Here is a 20,133-nt window from a genome sequence, read left to right on the forward strand (position 1 = left end):
CCTGTTCACGGTAAATTAAGCAGTTGCGGAACATGTATCGAACATATAGTGTCCGTTCATGATTTGTTTCGAGCATGTAGCGGCTTATGGCCGAATTCTGCGTCTCGGAATCGGACGACATCAACCGGGGGACTTTGGTCGAGATGTTAACGCGCAAACAATACGAGCTTCTGCGGTTCATCAGTGAACGTCTGAAGGAAAGCGGCGTGCCGCCCTCCTTCGACGAGATGAAGGATGCGCTCGACCTGCGCTCGAAGTCGGGCATCCATCGCCTGATCACGGCGCTCGAGGAACGTGGCTTCATCCGACGCCTGCCCAACCGCGCCCGTGCGATTGAAGTCATCAAGCTGCCGGAGCTCCAGGCGGCCGCCGGCAGCCGCCGCGGCTTCACCCCGAGCGTCATCGAGGGCAATCTCGGCAAGGTGCGTGCGGGCTCCAGCCTGCCCGCGGACGAGGGCGAACGCCCCGTCGCGGTGCCGGTGATGGGCCGCATCGCGGCCGGCACGCCGATCGAGGCATTGCAGACCCGCAGCCATACCATCAGCGTACCGCCTGACATGCTCGGCTCGGGTGAGCATTACGCGCTCGAAGTACGCGGTGATTCCATGGTCGAGGCCGGCATCCTCGACGGCGACATGGCGCTGATCCAGCGCAACGAGAGCGCTGATACCGGCGACATCGTGGTGGCGCTGATCGACGACGAGGAAGCGACGCTGAAGCGCTTCCGCCGTCGCGGCGCCTCGATCGCGCTCGAGCCCGCCAACGCAGCCTATGAGGTCCGCATCCTGCCGCCCAACCGGGTGAAGATTCAGGGCAAGCTGATCGGGCTTTACCGGAAGTACTGATACCGGAAATGCTTCATACCGGAAGTGCTTGGCGCCTCGCGCGCTTCCGATCTGCAGCGCCGGTCAGAGATTGGATCGGATGATCGTCCGCTCCGGCTGGATAGTCGTTCTGGTTCTGCACAGACTATCCGGCCCCTCCTCCGGCGCTGGCTCCTCGCGACGCCGACGAAGCGGTACCGCTTCAAACAGCACCGCTTCGCGGCTCGAGCGTTCGAGGAAACAGCGACCAGCGGTCAAGTTCGACCGTTGCAGCCAAGCCGGCAATATTCGCGCATGCGCCTCCCGAATGCATCGCAAGGGGCTTTGTTCCTATTGAATTCGGGAAAGATAATGTGATCGCGGCCTGCAGAAACCAGCCGCAGATTTGCCCACAACCAAGCAGAGCGTTCGTGCTTCAACTCTGATAGAGGCCTGCGCCTCGATTGAGAGACGCGGGTTGCTATCCCAGCATGAGGAGCACCCGATGTGTGACTACAGCCTGCATGCCGTCGCGTCGCGCCCCGCCGAAGTCGGCGAGACGATCGTCACGACAAGCTTCCGCGGCACCTCGACGCGCGGCTTCGCCTCCGCAGCCGATCCGTCTGTTGCCGTCTGCCTGCTGCCGGGAACGGAGCTCGCCTTCGCCGACGACGTCCGCTACGACAATCGCTGGATCTGGACGCGCACCATCAATTCCCGCGTGGGCAAGTTCGGCAAGATCGATCCGCACGTTCCCGACCGCCATCATGACGCGATCGAATTCCCCGACGGCAAATACGTGCTGGTGACGCAGCTCGTCGAAGGCCAGCGAGCGACCGTGCTGCAACTGCCGGTGACTCAGTCGGTCACCGAGCGCGAGAACAAGGCGCAAATCATCGCCGACAGGCAGCCGACCGTCACGCACCTGCCGATCGGCTGACACAGCCGCCCTCCGGCTACGAGGTCGGAGGTCAGGATTGAATCGCCATCGCCGGCCGTGGCCGGCGAGAAGGTGTGGTTTGCGCCCGGCGAATCCGAGCGGATGCGCCAACCCACTGCATTGCTCCGCACCATCAGATCAATCGTCGGCCTGCAAGTCGGTCTCCGCCGGCGTTGCGTCCTTGATGCGGGGCGCGGTCGCCTTCGGCGCAAGGCTGCCGTCGAAATCACCCTCACCGGCGCCGGCCGGCAACCAGGGGCGGCTCGTGCCTCTCGCCCTTACCGTCTGAACCACAAAACCGTCACCACGCCGCGTCAGCGCCAGCGCGCTCTGGCTGGCGAGTCGCTGCCGATCGACCACCATCGCCGCGCAATCGGGCGGCGTGGGACGTGTCGTCACCACCAGCGCGGCCCGACTGCAATCGTCCGCGAGAGCGTCGACGCGCAGTGCCAGCGCGACCAGCCTCCCGTCGGCCAGTGGCGTCACGCAGCCGGATTCGTCACAGGACACGCCATCGGCCAGCGAGGCTCTGCCGGCATCGCGCGGATCGGCGTCGGCAGCGAGCCATTCCTTGAGCAGAAAGCTGTCCTTGTTGGTCCTGATCAGGTGCAGATATCCGTCCCTGCCCCGCACCGCGACGCTCGCGCCATCCCCGGCAATCAGGATGTCGGGCTGCCGCGCCGACAGTCCCCAGAGGATCGCTGCCAGCAGCACCAGGGCGCCGGACCAGCGCAGCGGCGTGCGCAACAAGCCCAGCACGATGATTCCCAGGCTCGCCGCGATCAGCGGCGCGATCCCGAACGCCGGGATGCGGCCGACCGCGCCCGGCAAGGCCGCGACCCAGCGGGAGACCGCGACCATCCACTCGATGCCGATCCCCATCAGCCACCAGAACACGCTGTCCAGCCCGAACGGCGCAGCAAGCAGCCCCAACAGTCCCGCCGGCATCACCAGCGCCGAGACCACCGGCATCGCGCCGAGATTGGCGAGCACGCCGAACGGCGTGACACGGTGGAAATGGAACGCGGCATAGGGCGTAGTCGCAAGTCCCGCAATCAGCGAGGCCATGAACAGCATCGCGATCTCGCGCCCACCCCACATCGCAATGCGCGCGGTCGCCGAATGGTCCGGCGAGGCAAACAAATTGGGCATGCCGATCTGCACCAGCGCCACCAGCCCCAGCGTTGCCGCAAACGACATCTGAAAACTCGGATGCACCAGCGCTTCCGGCGCGACCGCCAGCACGATCAGCGCGGCGACAGCCAACGTGCGGAAGGTGATGGCACGGCGATCGACCATCACCGCGATCAGCACCACCGCCGTCATGAAGAACGACCTTTGCGTTGCGACCTCCGCGCCCGACAGCAGCAGGTAGAACGCGGCGGCGACCAGCGCGGCGGCGGCCGACCATTTCTTGATGGCGAAGCCGGCCGCCAGTCCCGGAACCAAAGCGAGCAGCGCGCGCACCGCGAAGAACACGACACCGGCCACGACGGCCATGTGATAACCGGAGATCGAGAGCACGTGGCCGAGGCCGGAGATGAACATCGCATCGTTGACGGGCGTGGTGATCGCATCGCGTCGCCCGGTGAGCAGCGCAGTCGCGATCGCCCGGTTGTCGCCGTCGAGCGTCGCCCGGATGCGGGCATCGATCGCATCGCGCAAGCCTTGCATGAAGGCCGCATAACGCAGCCGCCAACCGGCGGTCTCAGGGGGCGCCGCCACCGTGATGGCGCCCATTGCGAAGCCGGAGGCGCCGATGCCCTGGAAGAACATGTCGCGCGAAAAGTCGTAACTGCCGGGCCGCACCGGCGCGAGCGGCGGCATCAGCCGCGCCTTGAGCTGAACGAAGCTGCCGACCTCCGGCGCGGTGCCCTTGCGGACCGACAGGCGCACGCGCTCGAGCCTGACGTCGCTACGCTGCGCCTCCATCGCGGTGACGCGCAGCACGAAACGATCTGTGCGCTCGCGGATGTCGCGGGCCTCGACGAAGCCCGACAACGACACCGAATAGAGCGCCTTTGCCAGCACCGGGTGAGCGATGCGCGCCGTCTTCCAGGTCGCGACGGCAAAGCCGGCCGCGACCGCCGCGATCATGATGGCCGGGGCGAACAGCCGGCTCCGCCGCAACAGAGCCGCGCCGAGCAGGAGCGCGATGGCGGTCGTGGCAACGACCCACAGCACCGGCTCATGATCTGCGGAGAAATAAAGCGCGATGCCGCAGCCAAACGCCACGGGCACCCACGGCAACAACCGCCCGGCGCCAGCCTCGGCGCGTAGCCACACGCGGAGGGTCTCGGCCAGCGATGTCCAGAGGTCGAGGCCTGCAGGCGCAAGGCCGCTGGCAGACGCGGTGCGGCCCCCGGGCCACGTCCCCGCGATCCCCTGCGACCGTACCGTCCGGCCCGGCTCCGCCATTCCCTGCACTCGATAATACGCAACGAAGCGAGAAGCTACCGGAACGTGCAGGCGGGCGGATAGCGGTACGGATCAGGAACGAAAGGGCGCGACCGCTACTTTTCCTCTTCCATCGTCACCGCGACATCCGCCTTGGCCGACAGCCGGACCTTGTTGCCCTCGATGTCGGCGACGAGGCCCTTGTCGATGAAGTGATGATGTCCCTTGTGGCTGCCCTCGCCGCTGTCCTTCTTGGTCAGCTTGATGCGATTGCCTTCGACCTTGTCGACGGTGCCGATGTGGACGCCATCGGCGCCGATGACTTCCATATGCTCTGCGATGTTCTGCATGGTGGGTTCCTTGTTGGACCCACCCCAACGCGCGGGATGCAAGTTCGTTCTCTCACGAGAATGACGAAGCCGTGTGCCCGACTGGTCAGATCAGCGGCGCCTGCGACGAAGCATGGTGATTGACGATCTTCCAGTCGCCGTCCTCGCGAATGATGACCCAGCTCATCTTGACCGAGAAATTGGGACGTTCGCCGGCGAGATCGAACGAGATGGTTGCAGCCATGTTGATCAGATCAGGACCTGCCCTCGCCGCATTCACTTCGGAGAACACCGCGCTCGGTTTGCGCCAGCGTGGCAGGCCATTGAAATAGTCTGCGACGCCGTCCCTGCCCTGGTAGAGCTTCGGGTTGGAGCCGAAGAAGAAGGCATTCTTCGAATACAGAGACGAGAGGGCAGCGGCGTCGAGCATGGCGAAGCCGGCGCGCCATTTCGCGATGATGGCGGAAACGATGGCGTCGGCTTCGTCGCTCATTGTGGTCTCGCAGCTCATTTCAGCCTTTAGCCACTTCCTTCGCGAACGTGTCGCGCAGGCCGATGGTCCTGGAAAATACCGGTCTGCCGGGGGTCGAGTCCTTGTCGCGCACGAAATAGCCCTGGCGCTCGAACTGCATCGGCTCGGTCGAATTGCTTTTCGCAACCGACGCCTCGACGCAGGCATCAGCGAGAATTTCCAGCGACTGCGGATTGAGGTCGGCGGCGAAGTTCGAGGCGTCCGGGCTCGGACTGGCAAACAGCTGGTTGTAGACGCGGATTTCCGCGGGCACGGATGTTGCCGCCGACAGCCAGTGCATTGTGGCCTTGACCTTGCGGCCGTCGGGCGCGTTACCGCCCTTGGTCGCGGGATCGTAGGTGCAACGCAATTCCACCACTTCGCCGGCATCGTTCTTGATCACGCCGGTGCACTTGACGAAATAGGCGTAGCGCAGCCGCACCTCGTTGCCCGGCGACAGACGAAAGAACTTTTTCGGCGGGTTCTCCATGAAATCGTCCTGCTCGATATAGAGCTCACGGCCGAACGTGATCTTCCGGGTTCCGGCGGAGGGATCGTCCGGATGATTGATCGCCTCGAGCTCCTCGGTCTGCCCTTCCGGATAATTCTCGATCACGACCTTGAGCGGCTTCAGCACCGCCATGCGCCGCTGCGATGTCCGGTTCAGCTCCTCGCGAATGCAGAACTCGAGCATGCCGACGTCGACGACGCTGTTGGCCTTCGCCACGCCGATGCGCTTGACGAATTCGCGAAGGGCGGCCGGCGGCACGCCGCGGCGGCGCATCCCCGCCATGGTCGGCATGCGCGGATCGTCCCAGCCCGCGACATGGCCCTCGCGGACGAGCTGGGTCAGCACGCGCTTGGACAGCAGCGTGTAGGTCAGGTTCAGCCGCGCGAATTCGTACTGATGCGGTTTCGACGGCACCGGCAGCTTCTCGATGAACCACTCATAGAGCGGCCGGTGATCCTCGAACTCCAGCGTGCAGATCGAGTGCGTGATGCCCTCGATCGCATCCGACTGGCCGTGGGCATAGTCGTAGCTCGGATAGATGCTCCACTTGGTCCCGGTGCGCGGATGGTGCGCATGCAGGATGCGGTACAGCACGGGGTCGCGCAGATTGATGTTGCCCGCACCCATGTCGATCTTGGCCCGCAGCACGCGCGCGCCGTTCGGGAATTCGCCCGCCTTCATGCGTCGGAAGAGATCGAGATTTTCATCCACGCTGCGATCGCGGAACGGCGAGTTCTTGCCGGGCTCGGTCAGCGTGCCGCGCGCAAGACGAATCTCCTCCTGGGTCTGGTCGTCCACATAGGCGAGCCCGTCGCGGATCAGCTGCTCCGCCCATTCGTAGAGGCGGTCGAAATAGTCCGAGGCGAAGAACAGGTTCTTGCCCCAGTCGAAGCCGAGCCAGCGCACGTCGGCCTGGATGGAATCGATATATTCCTGCTCTTCCTTGACCGGGTTGGTGTCGTCGAAGCGCAGATGGCAGCGGCCCGGAAACTCCTGGGCGATGCCGAAATTGAGCGCGATCGACTTGGCGTGGCCGATATGCAGGTAACCGTTCGGCTCCGGCGGGAACCGGGTCACGATCTCCTTGTATTTGGCCTGCTCGAGGTCGGCCTGGATGATGTCACGAATGAAATCGCGCCCAACCTCGTTCGCCACCGGTTCTGTCATTACGAAAATCCTGTAGGGAAATCAGCGGCCCTTCTGCCAAATTCGGGACGCTGAGCCAAGGGCTTAAGCAAGGCCTTAAGCCGTCCGCTGCCGGGCTTTAGTTATGCACCGGTCCTGTTATATACCACCGCCTCCAATGCATAGGCCTTGCCAAGAATGACCTCTCCCGTCGTCACCCGCTTCGCTCCCTCGCCGACCGGCTTCCTCCATATCGGGGGCGCGCGCACGGCCCTGTTCAACTGGCTCTATGCGAAGAAGCACGGCGGCAAGATGCTGCTCCGGATCGAGGACACCGACCGGGAGCGCTCCACCGAGGCCGCGATCGGCGCCATCCTCGACGGCCTGAAATGGCTGGAGCTCGGCTGGGATGGCGATGTCATCTACCAGTTCAGCCGCGCCGCCCGCCACCGCGAGGTCGCCGAGCAGCTGCTCGCCGACGGTAAGGCCTATCGCTGCTACGCCACCGCCGAGGAGCTGACCGCGATGCGCGAGAAGGCGCGCGCAGAGGGGCGTACCCGCCTCTATGACGGTCTGTGGCGCGACCGCGATCCGGCGACGGCCCCAACCGACGTGAAGCCCACCATCCGGCTCCGCGCGCCGCAGACCGGCGAGACCGTGATCGACGATCAGGTCCAGGGCCGCGTGGTCTGGCAGAACGAGAATCTCGACGACCTCGTCCTGCTGCGCGGCGATGGCAACCCGACCTACATGCTCGCCGTGGTGGTCGACGACCACGACATGGGTGTCACCCATGTCATCCGCGGCGACGACCATCTGATCAACGCGGCCCGCCAAAAGCAGATCTACGACGCGATGGGCTGGACGCTGCCGAGCATGTCCCACATCCCCCTGATCCACGGCCCGGACGGTTCGAAGCTCTCCAAGAGGCACGGCGCGCTTGGCGTCGATGCCTACCGCGCCATGGGATACCTCCCGGCCGCGCTCCGCAATTATCTCGTCCGGCTCGGCTGGAGCCACGGCGACCAGGAGATCTTCTCCACCGAGGAGATGATCGCCGCCTTCGACCTCGCCAGCGTCGGCCGCGCAGCAGCGCGCTTCGACTTCGCCAAGCTGGAAAACCTCAACGGCCACTACATCCGCAATGCCGACGATCAATCACTCGTGAAGATGTTCGAGGACGTGCTGGACCACGTCGTGCCCAGCCGCGACGAGCTTAAGGCCAAGTTAAACGACACCACGCGCGCGCAGCTCCTGAAGGCCATGCCGGCCCTGAAGGAGCGCGCCAAGACGCTGATCGAGCTGATCGACGGCGCCTATTTCATCTTCGCCGATCGGCCGCTGGAGCTTGATCCGAAGGCGGCAGCGCTGCTGACGCCTGAGAACCGCAAGCTGATTGGCCAACTTCATTCCGCGCTGGAGAAAGTCGAGACTTGGAGCGCGGCCAATGCGGAAGCCGCGCTGCGCGCCTTTGCCGAGGAAAATAGTCTCAAGCTCGGTGCGGTCGCCCAGCCGCTGCGGGCGGCGCTGACCGGGCGGACGACCTCGCCCGGCATATTCGAGGTCTTGGACGTCCTCGGACGCCAGGAAAGCCTGGGCCGGCTCAAAGATCAGGCCAAGGAGTAGGCCGAGGACCGAGCCGAGGACCGGCCAAGGACTAGGCTACGACGTAAGTCGACCATGCGCGGCGCCATCTTGCAGCGCACACAGCAATAATATACCCATCTCAGCCGTACCTTCTGGAACATCCGGCCTGCCCCGCGATATCTCATCGGGGCCTCCGGGTCCGGCCCGTTTCACCATACATCGGGGACCTCTGATGGACGCAAAACCAAGCAATAAGACCGCCACACTGACGGTCGGAAACAAGAATTTCGATCTTCCGATCCACAGCGGCAGCGTCGGGCCCGACGTCATCGATATCGGCAAGCTCTACGGCCAGTCCGGCCTGTTCACCTACGACCCGGGCTTCACCTCGACCGCGAGCTGCCAGTCCAAGATCACCTATATCGACGGTGACGCGGGCGTGCTGGAATACCGCGGCTATCCGATCGAGCAGCTCGCCGAGAACGGCGACTTCCTGGAGACCTGCTATCTGCTGCTGTTCGGGGAGCTTCCCACCGCCGCGCAGAAGAAGGATTTCGACGACCGCGTGATCCATCACACGATGGTGCACGAGCAGATGGCCCGCTTCTTCCAGGGCTTCCGCCGCGACGCCCATCCGATGGCGATCATGGTGGCGGCTGTCGGCGCGCTCGCCGCGTTCTATCACGACTCGACCGACATCAACGATCCGAAGCAGCGCATGATCGCCTCCATGCGCATGATCGCCAAGATCCCGACCTTGGCCGCGATGGCCTACAAATACACGGTCGGCCAGCCCTTCGTGTATCCGAAAAACTCGCTGAAGTTCGCCGAGAACTTCCTGCACATGTGCTTCGCCGTGCCGTGCGAGGACTACAAGATCAACCCGGTGCTTGCGGATGCACTGGACAAGATCTTCATCCTGCACGCCGACCACGAGCAGAACGCCTCGACCTCGACCGTGCGTATCGCCGGCTCCTCCGGCGCCAACCCGTTCGCCTGCATCGCCGCCGGCATCGCCTGCCTGTGGGGCCCGGCGCATGGCGGCGCCAACGAAGCCGCGCTCGCGATGCTCGCCGAGATCGGCTCGGTCGACAAGATCCCCGAGTTCATCGCCAAGGTGAAAGACAAGAACTCCGAAGTCCGCCTGATGGGCTTCGGTCACCGCGTCTACAAGAACTACGATCCGCGCGCCAAGATCATGCAGAAGATGTGTCACGCCGTGCTCAAGGAGACCGGCCATGGCGACGATCCGATGCTGAAGGTGGCGCTCGAGCTCGAGAAGATCGCGCTCAGCGACCAGTACTTCATCGACCGCAAGCTCTACCCGAACGTCGACTTCTATTCGGGCATCACGCTGAAGGCGATGGGCTTCCCGGTCTCGATGTTCACCGTGCTGTTCGCGGTCGCCCGCACCGTCGGCTGGATCAGCCAGTGGAGCGAGATGATCGAGGATCCGCAGCAGAAGATCGGCCGTCCGCGCCAGCTCTACACCGGCGTTACCAAGCGCGACTACGTCGCGATCAACAACCGGAAGTAAGGTCGAGCCATCACGGCTTTCGAAGCGGCGCCATCTCCCGATGGCGCCGTTTTTGTTTTGCGCCGACACAATCTTGCTGCCGCGCACAACAACAAGTCGGCGCAATGCGTCGGCCGGCGCTTGACGTCGAAACGCTTCGCGCGCAAATTCTTACTCTAAGTAAGAATGACGACAGGGATGGAAATGCCGGAGCAGCCGAGAAGTCGGCGGCAGACGCGTGCTGCCATTTTGACTCATCTGCTTCAGTCGGGCGGGTCGTTTCGTCCGCCGCTGGCCAAGGCCGTGCGCCTGTCGGAAGCGAGCCTGTCGCGCATCCTGTTCGACCTGAAGGCCGAAGGCCTGATCGAGGAAGTGCGGCGCCCTGCCCCTTATGTCGGCGGCCCGACTGGCCTCGTGTCGCTTGATGGGACGGTGGCGCTTGCGGCTTTCGAGCTGACCACCCAGCGGCTCAGCGTCGGCGTCGGGGGCCTGTCGGGCGAACTGCACGACACCGGGGATGTGCCGCTGCCGAAGACGCCGACGGTCGCAACGGTCGGCCAGGCGTTTCGCGAGGCGATGACATTGCTGCGCGACTGGACGCGGCGCCGGCACATCCCCCTCGCGCAGATCGGCGTCTCAATTCCGGGCCTCGGCCGCTCGAGCGCATCAAGCAATCCGATCATTCCTTGCGACATCGGGCGTATCAGCGAGATGTTCGGCGCGAATTTTGCCGGCGTGCCGGTCGAGTTCACCAATTCGGTCGTCGCGCACGCCATTTTTCACCGTTGCCGCACGGAGCATTATCCATTCAGCGGCGCGCATCTCTTCGTCTTCGTCGGTCAGGGCGTCGCAGGCACCTGGATGGATGATCCGATGGAGGACGATGCCCTCCAGCCGGTCGAGCTCGGCCACATGGTGTTCGGAGCCGACGGTCCAATTTGCCGCTGTGGTCATCATGGCTGCGTCGAGGCCTATACGTCGCTTCCGGCCCTGGCCGAGCTTCTTGGCGTCGCGGAAGCCGAGCTGCTTCAACCCGGCAGCGAATGGGTGACCGCGATACCGCTCTCGTCGCGTGTGCGGCAGGAATTGCGCCGGCGGCTGTTCCGGCTTGGCCTTGCGATCGGCAACACGCTGAACGTGAAGCCATGCAAGGGCGTCGCGATCAGCGGCTGGCCATCGCTTCTCGCCGACGACGATCGCAGCGCGCTCGTCGAGGGGATCGACGCCTGTCTGTTGGGCGGGCGCAAGCACGCGCAAGTGTCGCTCGCTTTCGTGCCGCCGTCGAATGGCAACGATCCGCGGGCGGCGCTGGCATTCGCGGCTTTCTGCCTCGCTTGCCGCGGCGGCATGCCGGCCGCATCAATCGAGGCCGCCTGAGATACCTGATGCCGCGCGGCTCTCGCGCGAAAGAGTTCACACCGGGAGGAAACTGCCATGCCGATCACGACAACAAGGCGCCAACTGCTCGCCGGATCCGCGGCTGCGCTCGCACTGCCGGCCTTTGCGCGAGCGCAAGGCGCGATCAAGCCGCGTCTTACTGCGATCTCGCAATGGTCCGCGGGCAGCGATGGGGCTGCCATCACGGCGCTCGGCAAGAAATTCGAGGAGAAAGGCGGGGTTTGGCAGCACTCGCCCGTCCCCGGCTTCACCACCGAGATGATGAACAAGCTGCGTGCCCAGATCATGGCTGGCGATCCACCGGCCTGTTCGCAGCTCAAAGGTCCCGAGATCGCGGCTTGGTCCAAGATTGCCCCGACCGTCGATCTCGATGCCGTCGTCGCTGCCGCCGGCTACGAAAAGGTTATCGCTCCGGACCTTGCAAAATTGCACAAGCCGGGGGGCAAGTGGATTGCGCTGCCTTTGCAGATCTACAGCACCAACATGCTGTTTCTCTCCAAACGCGCGATGGACAAGGCCAAGGCCGACAAGATCCCCGTCACATGGGCCGAGTTCAACGACCTCGCCGAGAAGATGAAAGCAGGCGGCGTCCCCTATCCCATCGCCAACGGTGGCACCCGCCCGGACGACGGCCAAAAATTCGAAGCCGCTTTGGCAGGCATCAGTCCCACTGCATACCGCGCAGCCCTCATGAATCTGGACAAGAAGGCCCTGGAGGGTCCCGAAATAAAGGCTGCCTTCGTCCAGGTGCGCAAGATTGCCGACTGGATGGACCCCAACGTCGGCGCCCAGCACTTTTCGACCAACCTGAAGCGTTTCGTCGACGGCGACATGGGCATGATGATCATGGGCGGGTGGGCGCAGGGCGTGTTGCGCAACGCGGGTTTCAAGTTCGAGGACTTCATCATCGCCCCGGGCCCGAGCGACAATAGCAAGCCTGTCTTCCTGCTGAATGCCGATGCCTTCATATTCTGGCAGCGCAAGGAGCCCGACCTGCAAGCCGGTCAGAAGCTGATGGCCCAGCTCGTCATGGATCCAGCGATCCAGACCATGTATTCGCAGATCACGGGATCGATCCCCGTGCGCACCGATGTCGATCTGTCCGGCGAAGGCTGGTCGGACGGGCAACGGCGGACCGCAGCAGCCCTGAAAGACGCGATCGCCAGCAATCAGGCCGTCCTCAGTCTCGCGCACAACATGGCGCAGGAAAACGGGATGACCGCAGCGATCATCGACGTGATCACGGAGTACGTGAAAAACAAGACGATCAAGCCCGAGCAAGCGGTCACTCGCCTTGCCGAGGCCGTCGAGGGCGCACGTTGACCATCGCTATCCCGACAACACCGGGCCGGCCGGCAGCCCCTGACTGGGTACGCCGGCTGCCCGAATATTTGACGATCTGGGTGCCGCTGCTGTTTTCCGCCGCGCACCTCATTGCGTTCTCGCTCTGGACGATCTGGATATCATTCACGCCGTCCACTCTGGTCCCGATCTCGGGCTGGGTCGGTTTACGCAACTATTCTTCGGTTGCAGCATCGCGGAACTGGCAGATTGCCTTGGACAATCTGTTGCTGTTTGGCAGCGGCTTCGTGTTGCTGAGTCTGGCGGCCGGTCTCATCCTTGCGATCCTGCTCGATCAGCGCATTCGCGGCGAGAACCTGCTGCGGTCCATCTTCCTCTATCCTCTGGCGGTGTCATTCGTGGTCACCGGCACGGTCTGGAGTTGGCTGCTCAATCCTGGCCTCGGGATCCAGAAGCTGGTCCGCGACCTCGGCTGGAGCTCCTTCCGGTTCGACTGGCTGATCGACCGCGACATGGCCATTTGGACCATTGTCATCGCTGCGATCTGGCAATCCTCCGGTTTCGCCATGGCGCTGTTCCTCGCCGGCCTCCGCTCCGTCGACGCCGACCTGATCAAGGCGGCGCAGATCGACGGCGCCGGACCGATCCGAATGTACCGGCGCGTCATCCTGCCGACCCTTTGGCCGATCACCATCACCGTCATCGTCATCCAGCTGCAGTTCGCGATTTCGACCTTCGACCTCGTCCGCGCGCTCACCAATGGTGGGCCTGGGATCGCCACCCAGCTGCCAGCCCTCGTCGTCTACGACCTGATGTTCCAGCGCAGCCTGCTCGGACGCGGAGCGGCGGCGGCAGTGCTGATGTTGCTCATTCTTCTCGCGGTTTTGCTGCCCTATGCAGCGTGGCGTTATGTCCAGCGGCGGCGTGCGATCCATGCGTGAGCGAACCCTCGCGCCAGGCCGGATTCTGATCTATCTCGTCGTCTCGCTGATCGCTGCAGCATGGCTCGCGCCATTGGCTGTTGTCGTGCTGAACTCGCTCCGCACCAACGAGGAGATCGCGCAGGCCTCGATGATCGGCTGGCCGAAGCAATGGGCATGGAGCAACTACGCCGCCGCCTGGAGCGGTTTCTGCGTCGCCGAGACCTGCGCCGGCATCCGGCCGTACATGCTGAACTCCGCGCTGGTCACGATCCCTGCGACGATTTTCTCGACCCTGCTCGGTGCTGTCGCCGGTTACGCCGTGTCGCTCTGGCGTTTTCGCGGCGATAGCTGGATCTACGGCATCGTGACTCTTGGGCTCTTCCTTCCCCAGCAGATGCGCTTGCTTCCCTGGACCATCGTGTTGCGCGATACGGGCCTCATGAACACGCTGACGGGGCTGGTCGTGATCCACACGATCCAGGGGCTCTCCTTTACCGTCTTGTTCTGCCGAAACTACTACACTGCCATCCCGCAGGATTTGATAAGAGCTGCGCGCATCGATGGCGCAGGCTTCTTTCGTATTTTCTGGCGCATCATCCTGCCGCTCTCGCCGCCGATTCTGGTCGTCACCGTGATCTGGCAGTTCACGCATATCTGGAACGAATTTCTCTACGGCGTGACATTCACGACAGGTCAGCAGCAGCCGGTCACCGCCGCGCTGATCGCGCTATCCGCCGCGGTCGCCGACATCCCGCAGCATGGCGTGCAAAGCGCGGCGGTGATGATCGCCGCCTTGCCGACCCTGCTGATCTATCTGATCGGCGGCAAATATTTCGTGCGCGGCCTCACCGCCGGCGCCGTGAAATGATCGGATTGTCATGGCAGCACTAAGCATTCGCTCCCTGTCCAAGCGCTACGCCAATCTGGAGGTGCTGAAGGGCATCGATCTCGACATCGAGAGCGGTGAATTCACTGTGCTCGTCGGACCATCCGGCTGCGGCAAGTCCACGCTGCTCAACATCATCGCCGGGCTCGACCTCCCGAGTGCAGGCACCGTGGAAATCGGCGGGCGTATCGTCAACGACGTTCCGCCGAAGGACCGCGACATCGCCATGGTGTTCCAGTCCTACGCGCTCTATCCGTCGATGACGGTGCGCCAGAACATCACCTTCGGCATGGAATGCCGCCACGTACCAAAGGCGGAGCAGGAGAAAGCCCTGGCGAATGTGGCCAGGCTGCTCCAGATCGAGCCGCTGCTCGGCCGCAAGCCGTCGCAGCTCTCCGGCGGCCAGCGTCAGCGTGTGGCGATGGGCCGGGCGCTGGTGCGCGATCCCCTGCTCTTCCTGTTCGACGAGCCGCTCTCCAATCTCGACGCCAAGCTGCGCGTCGAGATGCGGATGGAGATCAAGCGCCTGCATCAGCGCATCGGCGCCACCATCGTCTATGTCACCCACGACCAGATCGAGGCGATGACGATGGCGACGCGCATTGCTGTGATGCACCGGGGCGTGGTGCAGCAGTTTGCCGACCCTGACACCGTGTATCGCTATCCCGCCAATCTGTTCGTGGCCCGTTTCATGGGCTCGCCGCCGATGAACACGATGCCGGCACGGCTAGAGGCCGATGCCGGCGGGCCGGTGGTCGTGATCGGCGCGGGACGGCCGGACGAGGTCCACCTCCGCCTTGGCCAATACGACGCGGCGGCCCCCTTCGTCGGCCGTGACGTGGTGATCGGGATCAGGCCGGAATGCATCGCCGAGGGCAGCCGGGTGTTCTCCGCCGATCCGCCCGTCGTCGTCAACGCGCCGGTGGAGATGGTCGAGCCGACGGGGGCCGAAACGATCGTGCTGCTGCGGCTTGGGGGCGAGCCTGCGCTGGCGCGCATCACGCCGGACATCCGCCCCACACCGGGCGCCGCCGCCCCGTTTGCGCTCGACACGCGCCGCATCTGCCTGTTCGACCCCGAGACGGAGCGACTGATCGCATGACAAGAACGAGCTATGCCGGTCTTAGGGATCGCGTGGTGTTGATCACCGGTGGCGCCAGCGGCATCGGTGCCGCCTTCGTGCGGGCGTTCGCGGCGCAAGGGGCGCGCGTCGCGTTCCTGGATCTCGATGAAGCAGCCGGCCAGGCGCTCGTCGCGGAAGTGAAGGCGGCGACCGGAACTGTACCCCTGTACGTGCCCTGCGACCTCCTCGACATCGACGCCTTGCGCGGCGCCATGGCGCAGGTGCACAGATCGCTTGGCGATGCCGCGGTTCTCGTCAACAACGCCGCCAATGATCAGCGTCAGGTGCTGGCCGAGGTGACCCCGGCCGAGTTCGACTGGATGATCGGCGTCAACCTCAAGCACGTCTTCTTTGCCGCGCAAGCGGTGGTGCCGCAGATGCAGGCGCGCGGCGGCGGTTCGATCATCAACATGTCATCGATTGCCTGGATGCGCGGCGCGCCGGGGCTGCCGGTCTACGCCGCTGCGAAGGCCGCCATCGTCGGCTTCACCAACTCCCTGGCCCGGTCGCTCGGGCCCGACCGCATCCGCGTCAACGCGATCGCGCCGGGGATGGTGATCACGGAGCGCCAGCGCCAGCTGTGGTATCCGGACGACCATGCGATCGCCGAGCTGCGCACGCGTCAGGCTATTCCCGACGCGGTGACGCCCGATGACATCGCCAACATGGCGCTGTTCCTCGCTTCCGATGAGAGCCAGCGCGTCACGCGGCAGTGTTTTCAGGTCGACGCGGGTCTCGGCTAGAGCCTGTACTCACAAACCCGAGTTGCCTCGTAGAGGTCCACTCCGCATCCGAGAGCAGTCGCGTTGGCGTACCTCACCCTGGGTCCGAGTTGGGGCCAGAAGGCGACCTCCCCGATGAACTGGACTACTCGGTCCTTGGCTGCGAAGCCCAATCGACCGAATGCCGCCCTGGCCGCTGCGGCAGGATAGCGACGAGCAAGACGATTGCAGCGAGAAGGACCACGGAAGCTAAAGGACGACTCAGGGCGAGCCCGCCATGGCTGACTGGCTTGTCCAGAAAATCTCCAACGGTGGCCCCCAGAGGACGCGTGAGAATGAAGGCCGCCCAGAATAGAAAAACCCGCGATACCCTGGTCCAGTAGTACAGCGCCGCAAGCACCAAAAGTCCCGCACCAAACAGTAGAGCGCCTCCATCGTATCCCAGCCCGGAGTCGTCAGCGACCCAATCTCCGAGAGCGGTACCCAAGGTTTGCGAAAACGTAATGGTGATCCAATAGAATAGTTCGGTCTTTGGGGACGTTACCGTGTCGACATTCACCGAGCCCAAGGTCGTGTACCATGCAGCAAGGGAACAAAGCACACAGGCCAGCAAGATGGATGAGCCTCCCACATAACCAATCCCCAATGAACGATCAAAAAAATCCGCCAACGCGGTACCCACGGTGGTGGAAGCAACGATGGCCAGCCAGTAGACCCAAGGATTGAACTTCGGCGTCGAAATCTGAGCAATGACTGCGGCAACGAAAATGGCCAGAAAGATAGCCGTTCCGATCAGATATCCGCCGTTTTGGGCGTTCTGATCTGCGTGCAGCCAGCTCATGGTCACCGCGTCGCCGCCCGTTTCGCCCAGCGTGGTGGCTAAGATTTTGATTATCCAGAAGCCGAACGTGACGGCAGGTACTTTGCTGATAATATCATCTGCGCTCTGGGGCCTCATTGACCCACTCCTCAATACCTCGGTTGCCGGTGCGGACTGGCCAGCAAACCAAACGCTGCAAGCACCTGAAGGTGCCACTCAAAAATTCAGCCGGTGAACCGCTGGAGGACCGCTTTGGGTCCACAAGCCGCCGATCCCGCTTCAGGAGGCTTCCGCTTTGCGCTGGCAAGCCGACGCTTGGGAGTACACGTCCTAGCTAACCCGCCTGCCCTTGCGCATGGTCGCCAGCACGATATCCGCTGCGAGCACGCTCGGCGACGTGTTGCCGGTCGACATGATCGCATCGAGCTGGGCGAACGCTTCCACCTGCTGCCGGCGCAGCGGTGAATCGGTCAGCAGCTCCGACAGCACAGGCGCCAGCTTCTCCGGCGTGCAGTCTTCCTGCAGGAACTCCGGGATGACATCCTTGCCGATCACGAGATTGGCGAGGATCACCGAGGAGACGCGGATCGCGCGGCGCAGGATGAAGGCTTCGATCGCGCCGACGCGATAGGCCGTCACCATCGGGATGCCCGATAGCGCGAGCTCCAGCGTCACCGTGCCGGATTTTGCCAGTGCCGCGCGCGCGATGCGGAAGGCGGCGCGCTTCTCGTTCTCGCCGACCACGATTTGAGGCTTGACCGGCCAGCTCGCGATGCCTTCGCAGATGGTGGCTTCGAGATGCGGCATGGTCGGCAGCATCAGCTCGAACGTGCGGCCCTCCGTCTGCAATCGGCCGAGCGTGGCGCCGAACACATCGAGATGGTGCCTGATCTCGCTGCGGCGGCTGCCGGGCAACACCAGCAAGACCGGCGCCTCGCCGTCGCGGCGCGCCTGCTCCTCCGCGTTCGGCCGCAGCGAGGGCAATTGCTCGATCAGGGGATGGCCGACATAGCTGCATGGCGGGCCGCCGAGCTTGCGATATTCCTCCGGCTCGAACGGCAACAGGCCGAGCACATGGTCGACATAGCCGAGCATGGTCCGCGCTCGCCCCGGCCGCCAGGCCCAGAGCTGCGGCGAGACGTAGTCGACGATCGGGATCGCCGGATTGCGCGTCCGCACGCGGCGGGCGACACGGTGGGTGAAGTCGGGGCTGTCGATGATGACGAGCGCGTCCGGCGCGGCTTCGGTCACGGCCTCCGCGGTCTCGCGGATCAGCCGCAGGATCTTCGGCAATTGCTGCACGACCGCGGCGAAGCCCACGATCGAAAGCTGCTCGATCGGAAACAGCGTCTCGAGGCCCTGGCGCGCCATGGTGTGGCCGCCGACGCCCACGAACTGCACGCCGTCGCCGAGGCGCTGGCGCAGCACCTTCATCAAGGCGCTGCCAAGCCGGTCGCCGGATTCCTCCGTGGCGATCAGGAAGATCTTGCGCTTGGGATCGCGGCCTTGCATCACGCCGGCAGGCCGATGACGAAGAGATATTTGGCGTCGGCGAGCGCGATCATCGCCTCCGGCTCGGCGGCGATGGTGTTGCCGGCAACGACGGCGATCCCAGCCAGCCCTGCGGCGGCGACGCCCTCGAGGGTGCGCGGGCCGATCGTCGGCAGGTCGAAGCGCAGATCCTGCCCGCTCTTTGGGACCTTCACCAGCACGCCCCGCCCGGTGGCCGCGCGGATGCGACCCTCTTCGCGCAGCCGTGCCACGCGCGCGAGCAGCGCATCGGTGCCCTCGATGTCCTCGACCGCCACCACATGGCCGTCGATCACGACCGCAGCCTGGCCGATGTCGAACGGACCGAGCGCGGTCAGCACCGCGCGTCCGCGCTCGATGTCGGTCTTGCCGGTGTCGCTCGGCCAGGCGCGGCTGATGCAGCCCTCGGGCATTAAGAGGTCGGGCGCGACATCCTTGATGCCGACCATGCGAAAGCCGCCCTGCTCGAGAATGCGCCCGACGCCGGACAACAAATGGTCGTCGCCGCCGCGGAAGGCGCGGATGACATGGCCGAGCAGCCGAAGCGTCGTGAAGTCGACCCGGACCTCCGAGAGCGAAGGCCTCACCAGCGTGCCGATGAAGATCAGGTCGCGGCAGCCCTCCTCGCGAAACAGCCGCATGGCGCGGCCGAGCTGGCCGACCGAGATCCAGCGATGACGGAATTTCTCCACCCGTGCCGGATCGCAGGCTCCCCGAAGCGGAAACAACACCGGCGTGATGCCGCGGGCGGCGAGCGAGTCGGCGACAGCGAACGGCATCGCACCGCCGCCAGCGACCACGCCGACCGGCGATGAAATCTCCGAAGCCGCCGATGTCATGCCTGCGGCCATCCCATCATCACTTCGCGATGGCGGGAAGACAGAGCGGGCGCTTGCCCTTGCCGATGAAGTCGAGAATTTCGCCGATCGCCGGATCTTCACCGGCGAGCGGCCGCGCCGCCTCCAGGCGTTCGGCAAAGGTCGCGGGGCCATGGAAGAGCTTCTGATAGAACGCGCGCACGGTCGCAAGCCGCTGCTTGGTGAACTTGCGCCGCTTCATGCCGATCAGGTTGAGGCCTTCGAGCACGGCATATTGGCCGTTGACGAGGCCGAACGGAATGACGTCGTCGCGCACGCCGCACACGCCGCCGACCATAACTTGCGGGCCGATGCGGGTGAACTGGTGCACCGCGGACAGACCGCCGATGAAGACGAAATCACCGATCTCGCAGTGACCGCCGAGCGTGGCCGAGGTCGCGAAGATCACGTCGTTGCCGACATGGCAGTCATGGCCGACATGGCTGCAATTCATGAAATAGTTGCGGTCGCCGACCTCTGTGATGCCACCGCCTGCGACCGTGCCGGCGTTCATGGTCACGGACTCGCGGATCGTGCAGCCCGAACCGATCTTGAGCTTCGTCAATTCGCCACGATAGCTGAGCGATTGCGGCGGCGTGCCGAGCGAGGCGAACGGATAGATGGTACAATCGTCACCGATCGTGGTCTGCGCGGTGATATGCACATGTCCGATCAGCTTGCAGTTACTGCCGATCACGACATGCGGGCCGATGATGCAGAAGGGGCCGATCTCGGTGCCCTCGCCGATCACGGCGCCGTCCGCGATCCGTGCGGTGGGATCAATCTTACTCATCAAGCAATCTGACTCATCAAGAAGGTCTGATTAGGTGTTGAAGTCGCTCGGTTTTCCGCT

General features: G+C 64.2%; 18 protein-coding genes. 10 read left to right on the forward strand and 8 right to left on the reverse strand.

The window, feature by feature from the left end:
* Positions 1–143 precede the first annotated feature (143 nt).
* Together lexA and BRA471DRAFT_RS20800 are read left to right on the forward strand one after the other, a co-directional pair.
* On the forward strand, positions 144–845 hold the full coding sequence (gene lexA / locus BRA471DRAFT_RS20795) for a transcriptional repressor LexA (protein ID WP_007610823.1): 702 nt from the start codon (positions 144–146) through the stop codon (positions 843–845).
* 463 nt (positions 846–1,308) lie between these two features.
* Complete coding sequence (locus tag BRA471DRAFT_RS20800; RefSeq protein WP_007610825.1) at positions 1,309–1,743, forward strand: hypothetical protein; 435 nt, start codon at positions 1,309–1,311, stop codon at positions 1,741–1,743.
* Between the two features lie 138 nt (positions 1,744–1,881).
* Here the strand turns inward: BRA471DRAFT_RS20800 and BRA471DRAFT_RS20805 are convergent, their stop codons facing one another.
* The 4 genes from BRA471DRAFT_RS20805 to BRA471DRAFT_RS20820 form a co-directional block, all read right to left on the reverse strand.
* Entirely contained in the window at positions 1,882–4,161 is a 2,280-nt protein-coding gene (locus tag BRA471DRAFT_RS20805) for a ComEC/Rec2 family competence protein (RefSeq protein ID WP_007610828.1), read from the reverse strand.
* A 95-nt stretch (positions 4,162–4,256) separates the two neighbouring features.
* The gene (locus tag BRA471DRAFT_RS20810) at positions 4,257–4,490 is read right to left on the reverse strand and encodes a DUF2171 domain-containing protein (protein WP_007610829.1); all 234 of its coding nucleotides are present in this window, start codon (positions 4,488–4,490) and stop codon (positions 4,257–4,259) included.
* Between the two features lie 85 nt (positions 4,491–4,575).
* On the reverse strand, positions 4,576–4,962 hold the full coding sequence (locus BRA471DRAFT_RS20815) for a nuclear transport factor 2 family protein (RefSeq protein ID WP_007610830.1): 387 nt from the start codon (positions 4,960–4,962) through the stop codon (positions 4,576–4,578).
* Positions 4,963–4,981: 19 nt separating this feature from the next.
* Positions 4,982–6,658, reverse strand: coding sequence for a glutamine--tRNA ligase/YqeY domain fusion protein (locus BRA471DRAFT_RS20820; protein WP_007610832.1), 1,677 nt, complete (start codon positions 6,656–6,658; stop codon positions 4,982–4,984).
* A 156-nt stretch (positions 6,659–6,814) separates the two neighbouring features.
* Between BRA471DRAFT_RS20820 and gltX the strand changes: the two genes are divergently transcribed.
* From gltX to BRA471DRAFT_RS20860, 8 genes are all read left to right on the forward strand, one after another.
* Entirely contained in the window at positions 6,815–8,242 is a 1,428-nt protein-coding gene (gene gltX, locus BRA471DRAFT_RS20825; RefSeq protein WP_007610835.1) for a glutamate--tRNA ligase, read from the forward strand.
* A gap of 193 nt (positions 8,243–8,435) precedes the next feature.
* Positions 8,436–9,740, forward strand: a complete 1,305-nt coding sequence (gltA, locus tag BRA471DRAFT_RS20830; RefSeq protein ID WP_007610837.1) for a citrate synthase — start codon at positions 8,436–8,438, stop codon at positions 9,738–9,740.
* A gap of 177 nt (positions 9,741–9,917) precedes the next feature.
* Positions 9,918–11,096: an ROK family transcriptional regulator gene (locus BRA471DRAFT_RS20835; protein ID WP_198287906.1), complete on the forward strand. Its 1,179-nt coding sequence runs from the start codon at positions 9,918–9,920 to the stop codon at positions 11,094–11,096.
* Positions 11,097–11,153: 57 nt separating this feature from the next.
* A complete protein-coding gene (locus BRA471DRAFT_RS20840) occupies positions 11,154–12,440 on the forward strand; it encodes an ABC transporter substrate-binding protein (protein ID WP_007610839.1) in 1,287 nt (428 codons plus the stop codon).
* Positions 12,437–13,360 (forward strand): carbohydrate ABC transporter permease, encoded by a 924-nt coding sequence (locus tag BRA471DRAFT_RS20845; RefSeq protein WP_007610841.1) that lies wholly within the window; start codon positions 12,437–12,439, stop codon positions 13,358–13,360. The genes BRA471DRAFT_RS20840 and BRA471DRAFT_RS20845 overlap by 4 nt, the downstream gene beginning before the upstream one ends.
* Entirely contained in the window at positions 13,353–14,210 is an 858-nt protein-coding gene (locus BRA471DRAFT_RS20850) for a carbohydrate ABC transporter permease (protein ID WP_007610848.1), read from the forward strand. Before BRA471DRAFT_RS20845 ends, BRA471DRAFT_RS20850 begins: the two co-directional genes overlap by 8 nt.
* Before the next feature lie 10 nt (positions 14,211–14,220).
* Positions 14,221–15,330: an ABC transporter ATP-binding protein gene (locus tag BRA471DRAFT_RS20855; protein WP_007610851.1), complete on the forward strand. Its 1,110-nt coding sequence runs from the start codon at positions 14,221–14,223 to the stop codon at positions 15,328–15,330.
* Positions 15,327–16,094 (forward strand): SDR family NAD(P)-dependent oxidoreductase, encoded by a 768-nt coding sequence (locus BRA471DRAFT_RS20860; RefSeq protein ID WP_007610854.1) that lies wholly within the window; start codon positions 15,327–15,329, stop codon positions 16,092–16,094. Before BRA471DRAFT_RS20855 ends, BRA471DRAFT_RS20860 begins: the two co-directional genes overlap by 4 nt.
* Positions 16,095–16,218: 124 nt before the next feature.
* On the opposite strand, the gene BRA471DRAFT_RS20865 is transcribed toward BRA471DRAFT_RS20860, so the two are convergent.
* From BRA471DRAFT_RS20865 to lpxA, 4 genes are all read right to left on the reverse strand, one after another.
* Entirely contained in the window at positions 16,219–17,031 is an 813-nt protein-coding gene (locus tag BRA471DRAFT_RS20865; RefSeq protein WP_007610855.1) for a hypothetical protein, read from the reverse strand.
* Positions 17,032–17,223: 192 nt separating this feature from the next.
* The gene (gene lpxB / locus BRA471DRAFT_RS20870; protein WP_088931095.1) at positions 17,224–18,408 is read right to left on the reverse strand and encodes a lipid-A-disaccharide synthase; all 1,185 of its coding nucleotides are present in this window, start codon (positions 18,406–18,408) and stop codon (positions 17,224–17,226) included.
* Complete coding sequence (locus tag BRA471DRAFT_RS20875; RefSeq protein ID WP_007610857.1) at positions 18,405–19,262, reverse strand: LpxI family protein; 858 nt, start codon at positions 19,260–19,262, stop codon at positions 18,405–18,407. The genes lpxB and BRA471DRAFT_RS20875 overlap by 4 nt, the downstream gene beginning before the upstream one ends.
* Before the next feature lie 19 nt (positions 19,263–19,281).
* Positions 19,282–20,073: an acyl-ACP--UDP-N-acetylglucosamine O-acyltransferase gene (lpxA, locus tag BRA471DRAFT_RS20880; protein WP_007610866.1), complete on the reverse strand. Its 792-nt coding sequence runs from the start codon at positions 20,071–20,073 to the stop codon at positions 19,282–19,284.
* Between the last annotated feature and the right edge of the window lie 60 nt (positions 20,074–20,133).

The sequence above is a fragment of the Bradyrhizobium sp. WSM471 genome (genome assembly GCF_000244915.1).
Taxonomy (GTDB): Bacteria; Pseudomonadota; Alphaproteobacteria; order Rhizobiales; family Xanthobacteraceae; genus Bradyrhizobium.

Coding starts and splice junctions, on each gene's coding strand:
- BRA471DRAFT_RS20855 (WP_007610851.1), top strand. CDS start 14,221: ATGGCAGCACTAAGCATTCGCTCCCTGTCCAAGCGCTACGCCAATCTG.
- BRA471DRAFT_RS20840 (WP_007610839.1), top strand. CDS start 11,154: ATGCCGATCACGACAACAAGGCGCCAACTGCTCGCCGGATCCGCGGCT.
- BRA471DRAFT_RS20875 (WP_007610857.1), bottom strand. CDS start 19,262: ATGACATCGGCGGCTTCGGAGATTTCATCGCCGGTCGGCGTGGTCGCT.
- BRA471DRAFT_RS20860 (WP_007610854.1), top strand. CDS start 15,327: ATGACAAGAACGAGCTATGCCGGTCTTAGGGATCGCGTGGTGTTGATC.
- BRA471DRAFT_RS20805 (WP_007610828.1), bottom strand. CDS start 4,161: ATGGCGGAGCCGGGCCGGACGGTACGGTCGCAGGGGATCGCGGGGACG.
- gltX (WP_007610835.1), top strand. CDS start 6,815: ATGACCTCTCCCGTCGTCACCCGCTTCGCTCCCTCGCCGACCGGCTTC.
- BRA471DRAFT_RS20800 (WP_007610825.1), top strand. CDS start 1,309: ATGTGTGACTACAGCCTGCATGCCGTCGCGTCGCGCCCCGCCGAAGTC.
- lexA (WP_007610823.1), top strand. CDS start 144: ATGTTAACGCGCAAACAATACGAGCTTCTGCGGTTCATCAGTGAACGT.
- BRA471DRAFT_RS20865 (WP_007610855.1), bottom strand. CDS start 17,031: ATGAGGCCCCAGAGCGCAGATGATATTATCAGCAAAGTACCTGCCGTC.
- BRA471DRAFT_RS20850 (WP_007610848.1), top strand. CDS start 13,353: ATGCGTGAGCGAACCCTCGCGCCAGGCCGGATTCTGATCTATCTCGTC.
- gltA (WP_007610837.1), top strand. CDS start 8,436: ATGGACGCAAAACCAAGCAATAAGACCGCCACACTGACGGTCGGAAAC.
- lpxA (WP_007610866.1), bottom strand. CDS start 20,073: ATGAGTAAGATTGATCCCACCGCACGGATCGCGGACGGCGCCGTGATC.
- BRA471DRAFT_RS20820 (WP_007610832.1), bottom strand. CDS start 6,658: ATGACAGAACCGGTGGCGAACGAGGTTGGGCGCGATTTCATTCGTGAC.
- BRA471DRAFT_RS20810 (WP_007610829.1), bottom strand. CDS start 4,490: ATGCAGAACATCGCAGAGCATATGGAAGTCATCGGCGCCGATGGCGTC.
- BRA471DRAFT_RS20835 (WP_198287906.1), top strand. CDS start 9,918: ATGGAAATGCCGGAGCAGCCGAGAAGTCGGCGGCAGACGCGTGCTGCC.
- BRA471DRAFT_RS20815 (WP_007610830.1), bottom strand. CDS start 4,962: ATGAGCGACGAAGCCGACGCCATCGTTTCCGCCATCATCGCGAAATGG.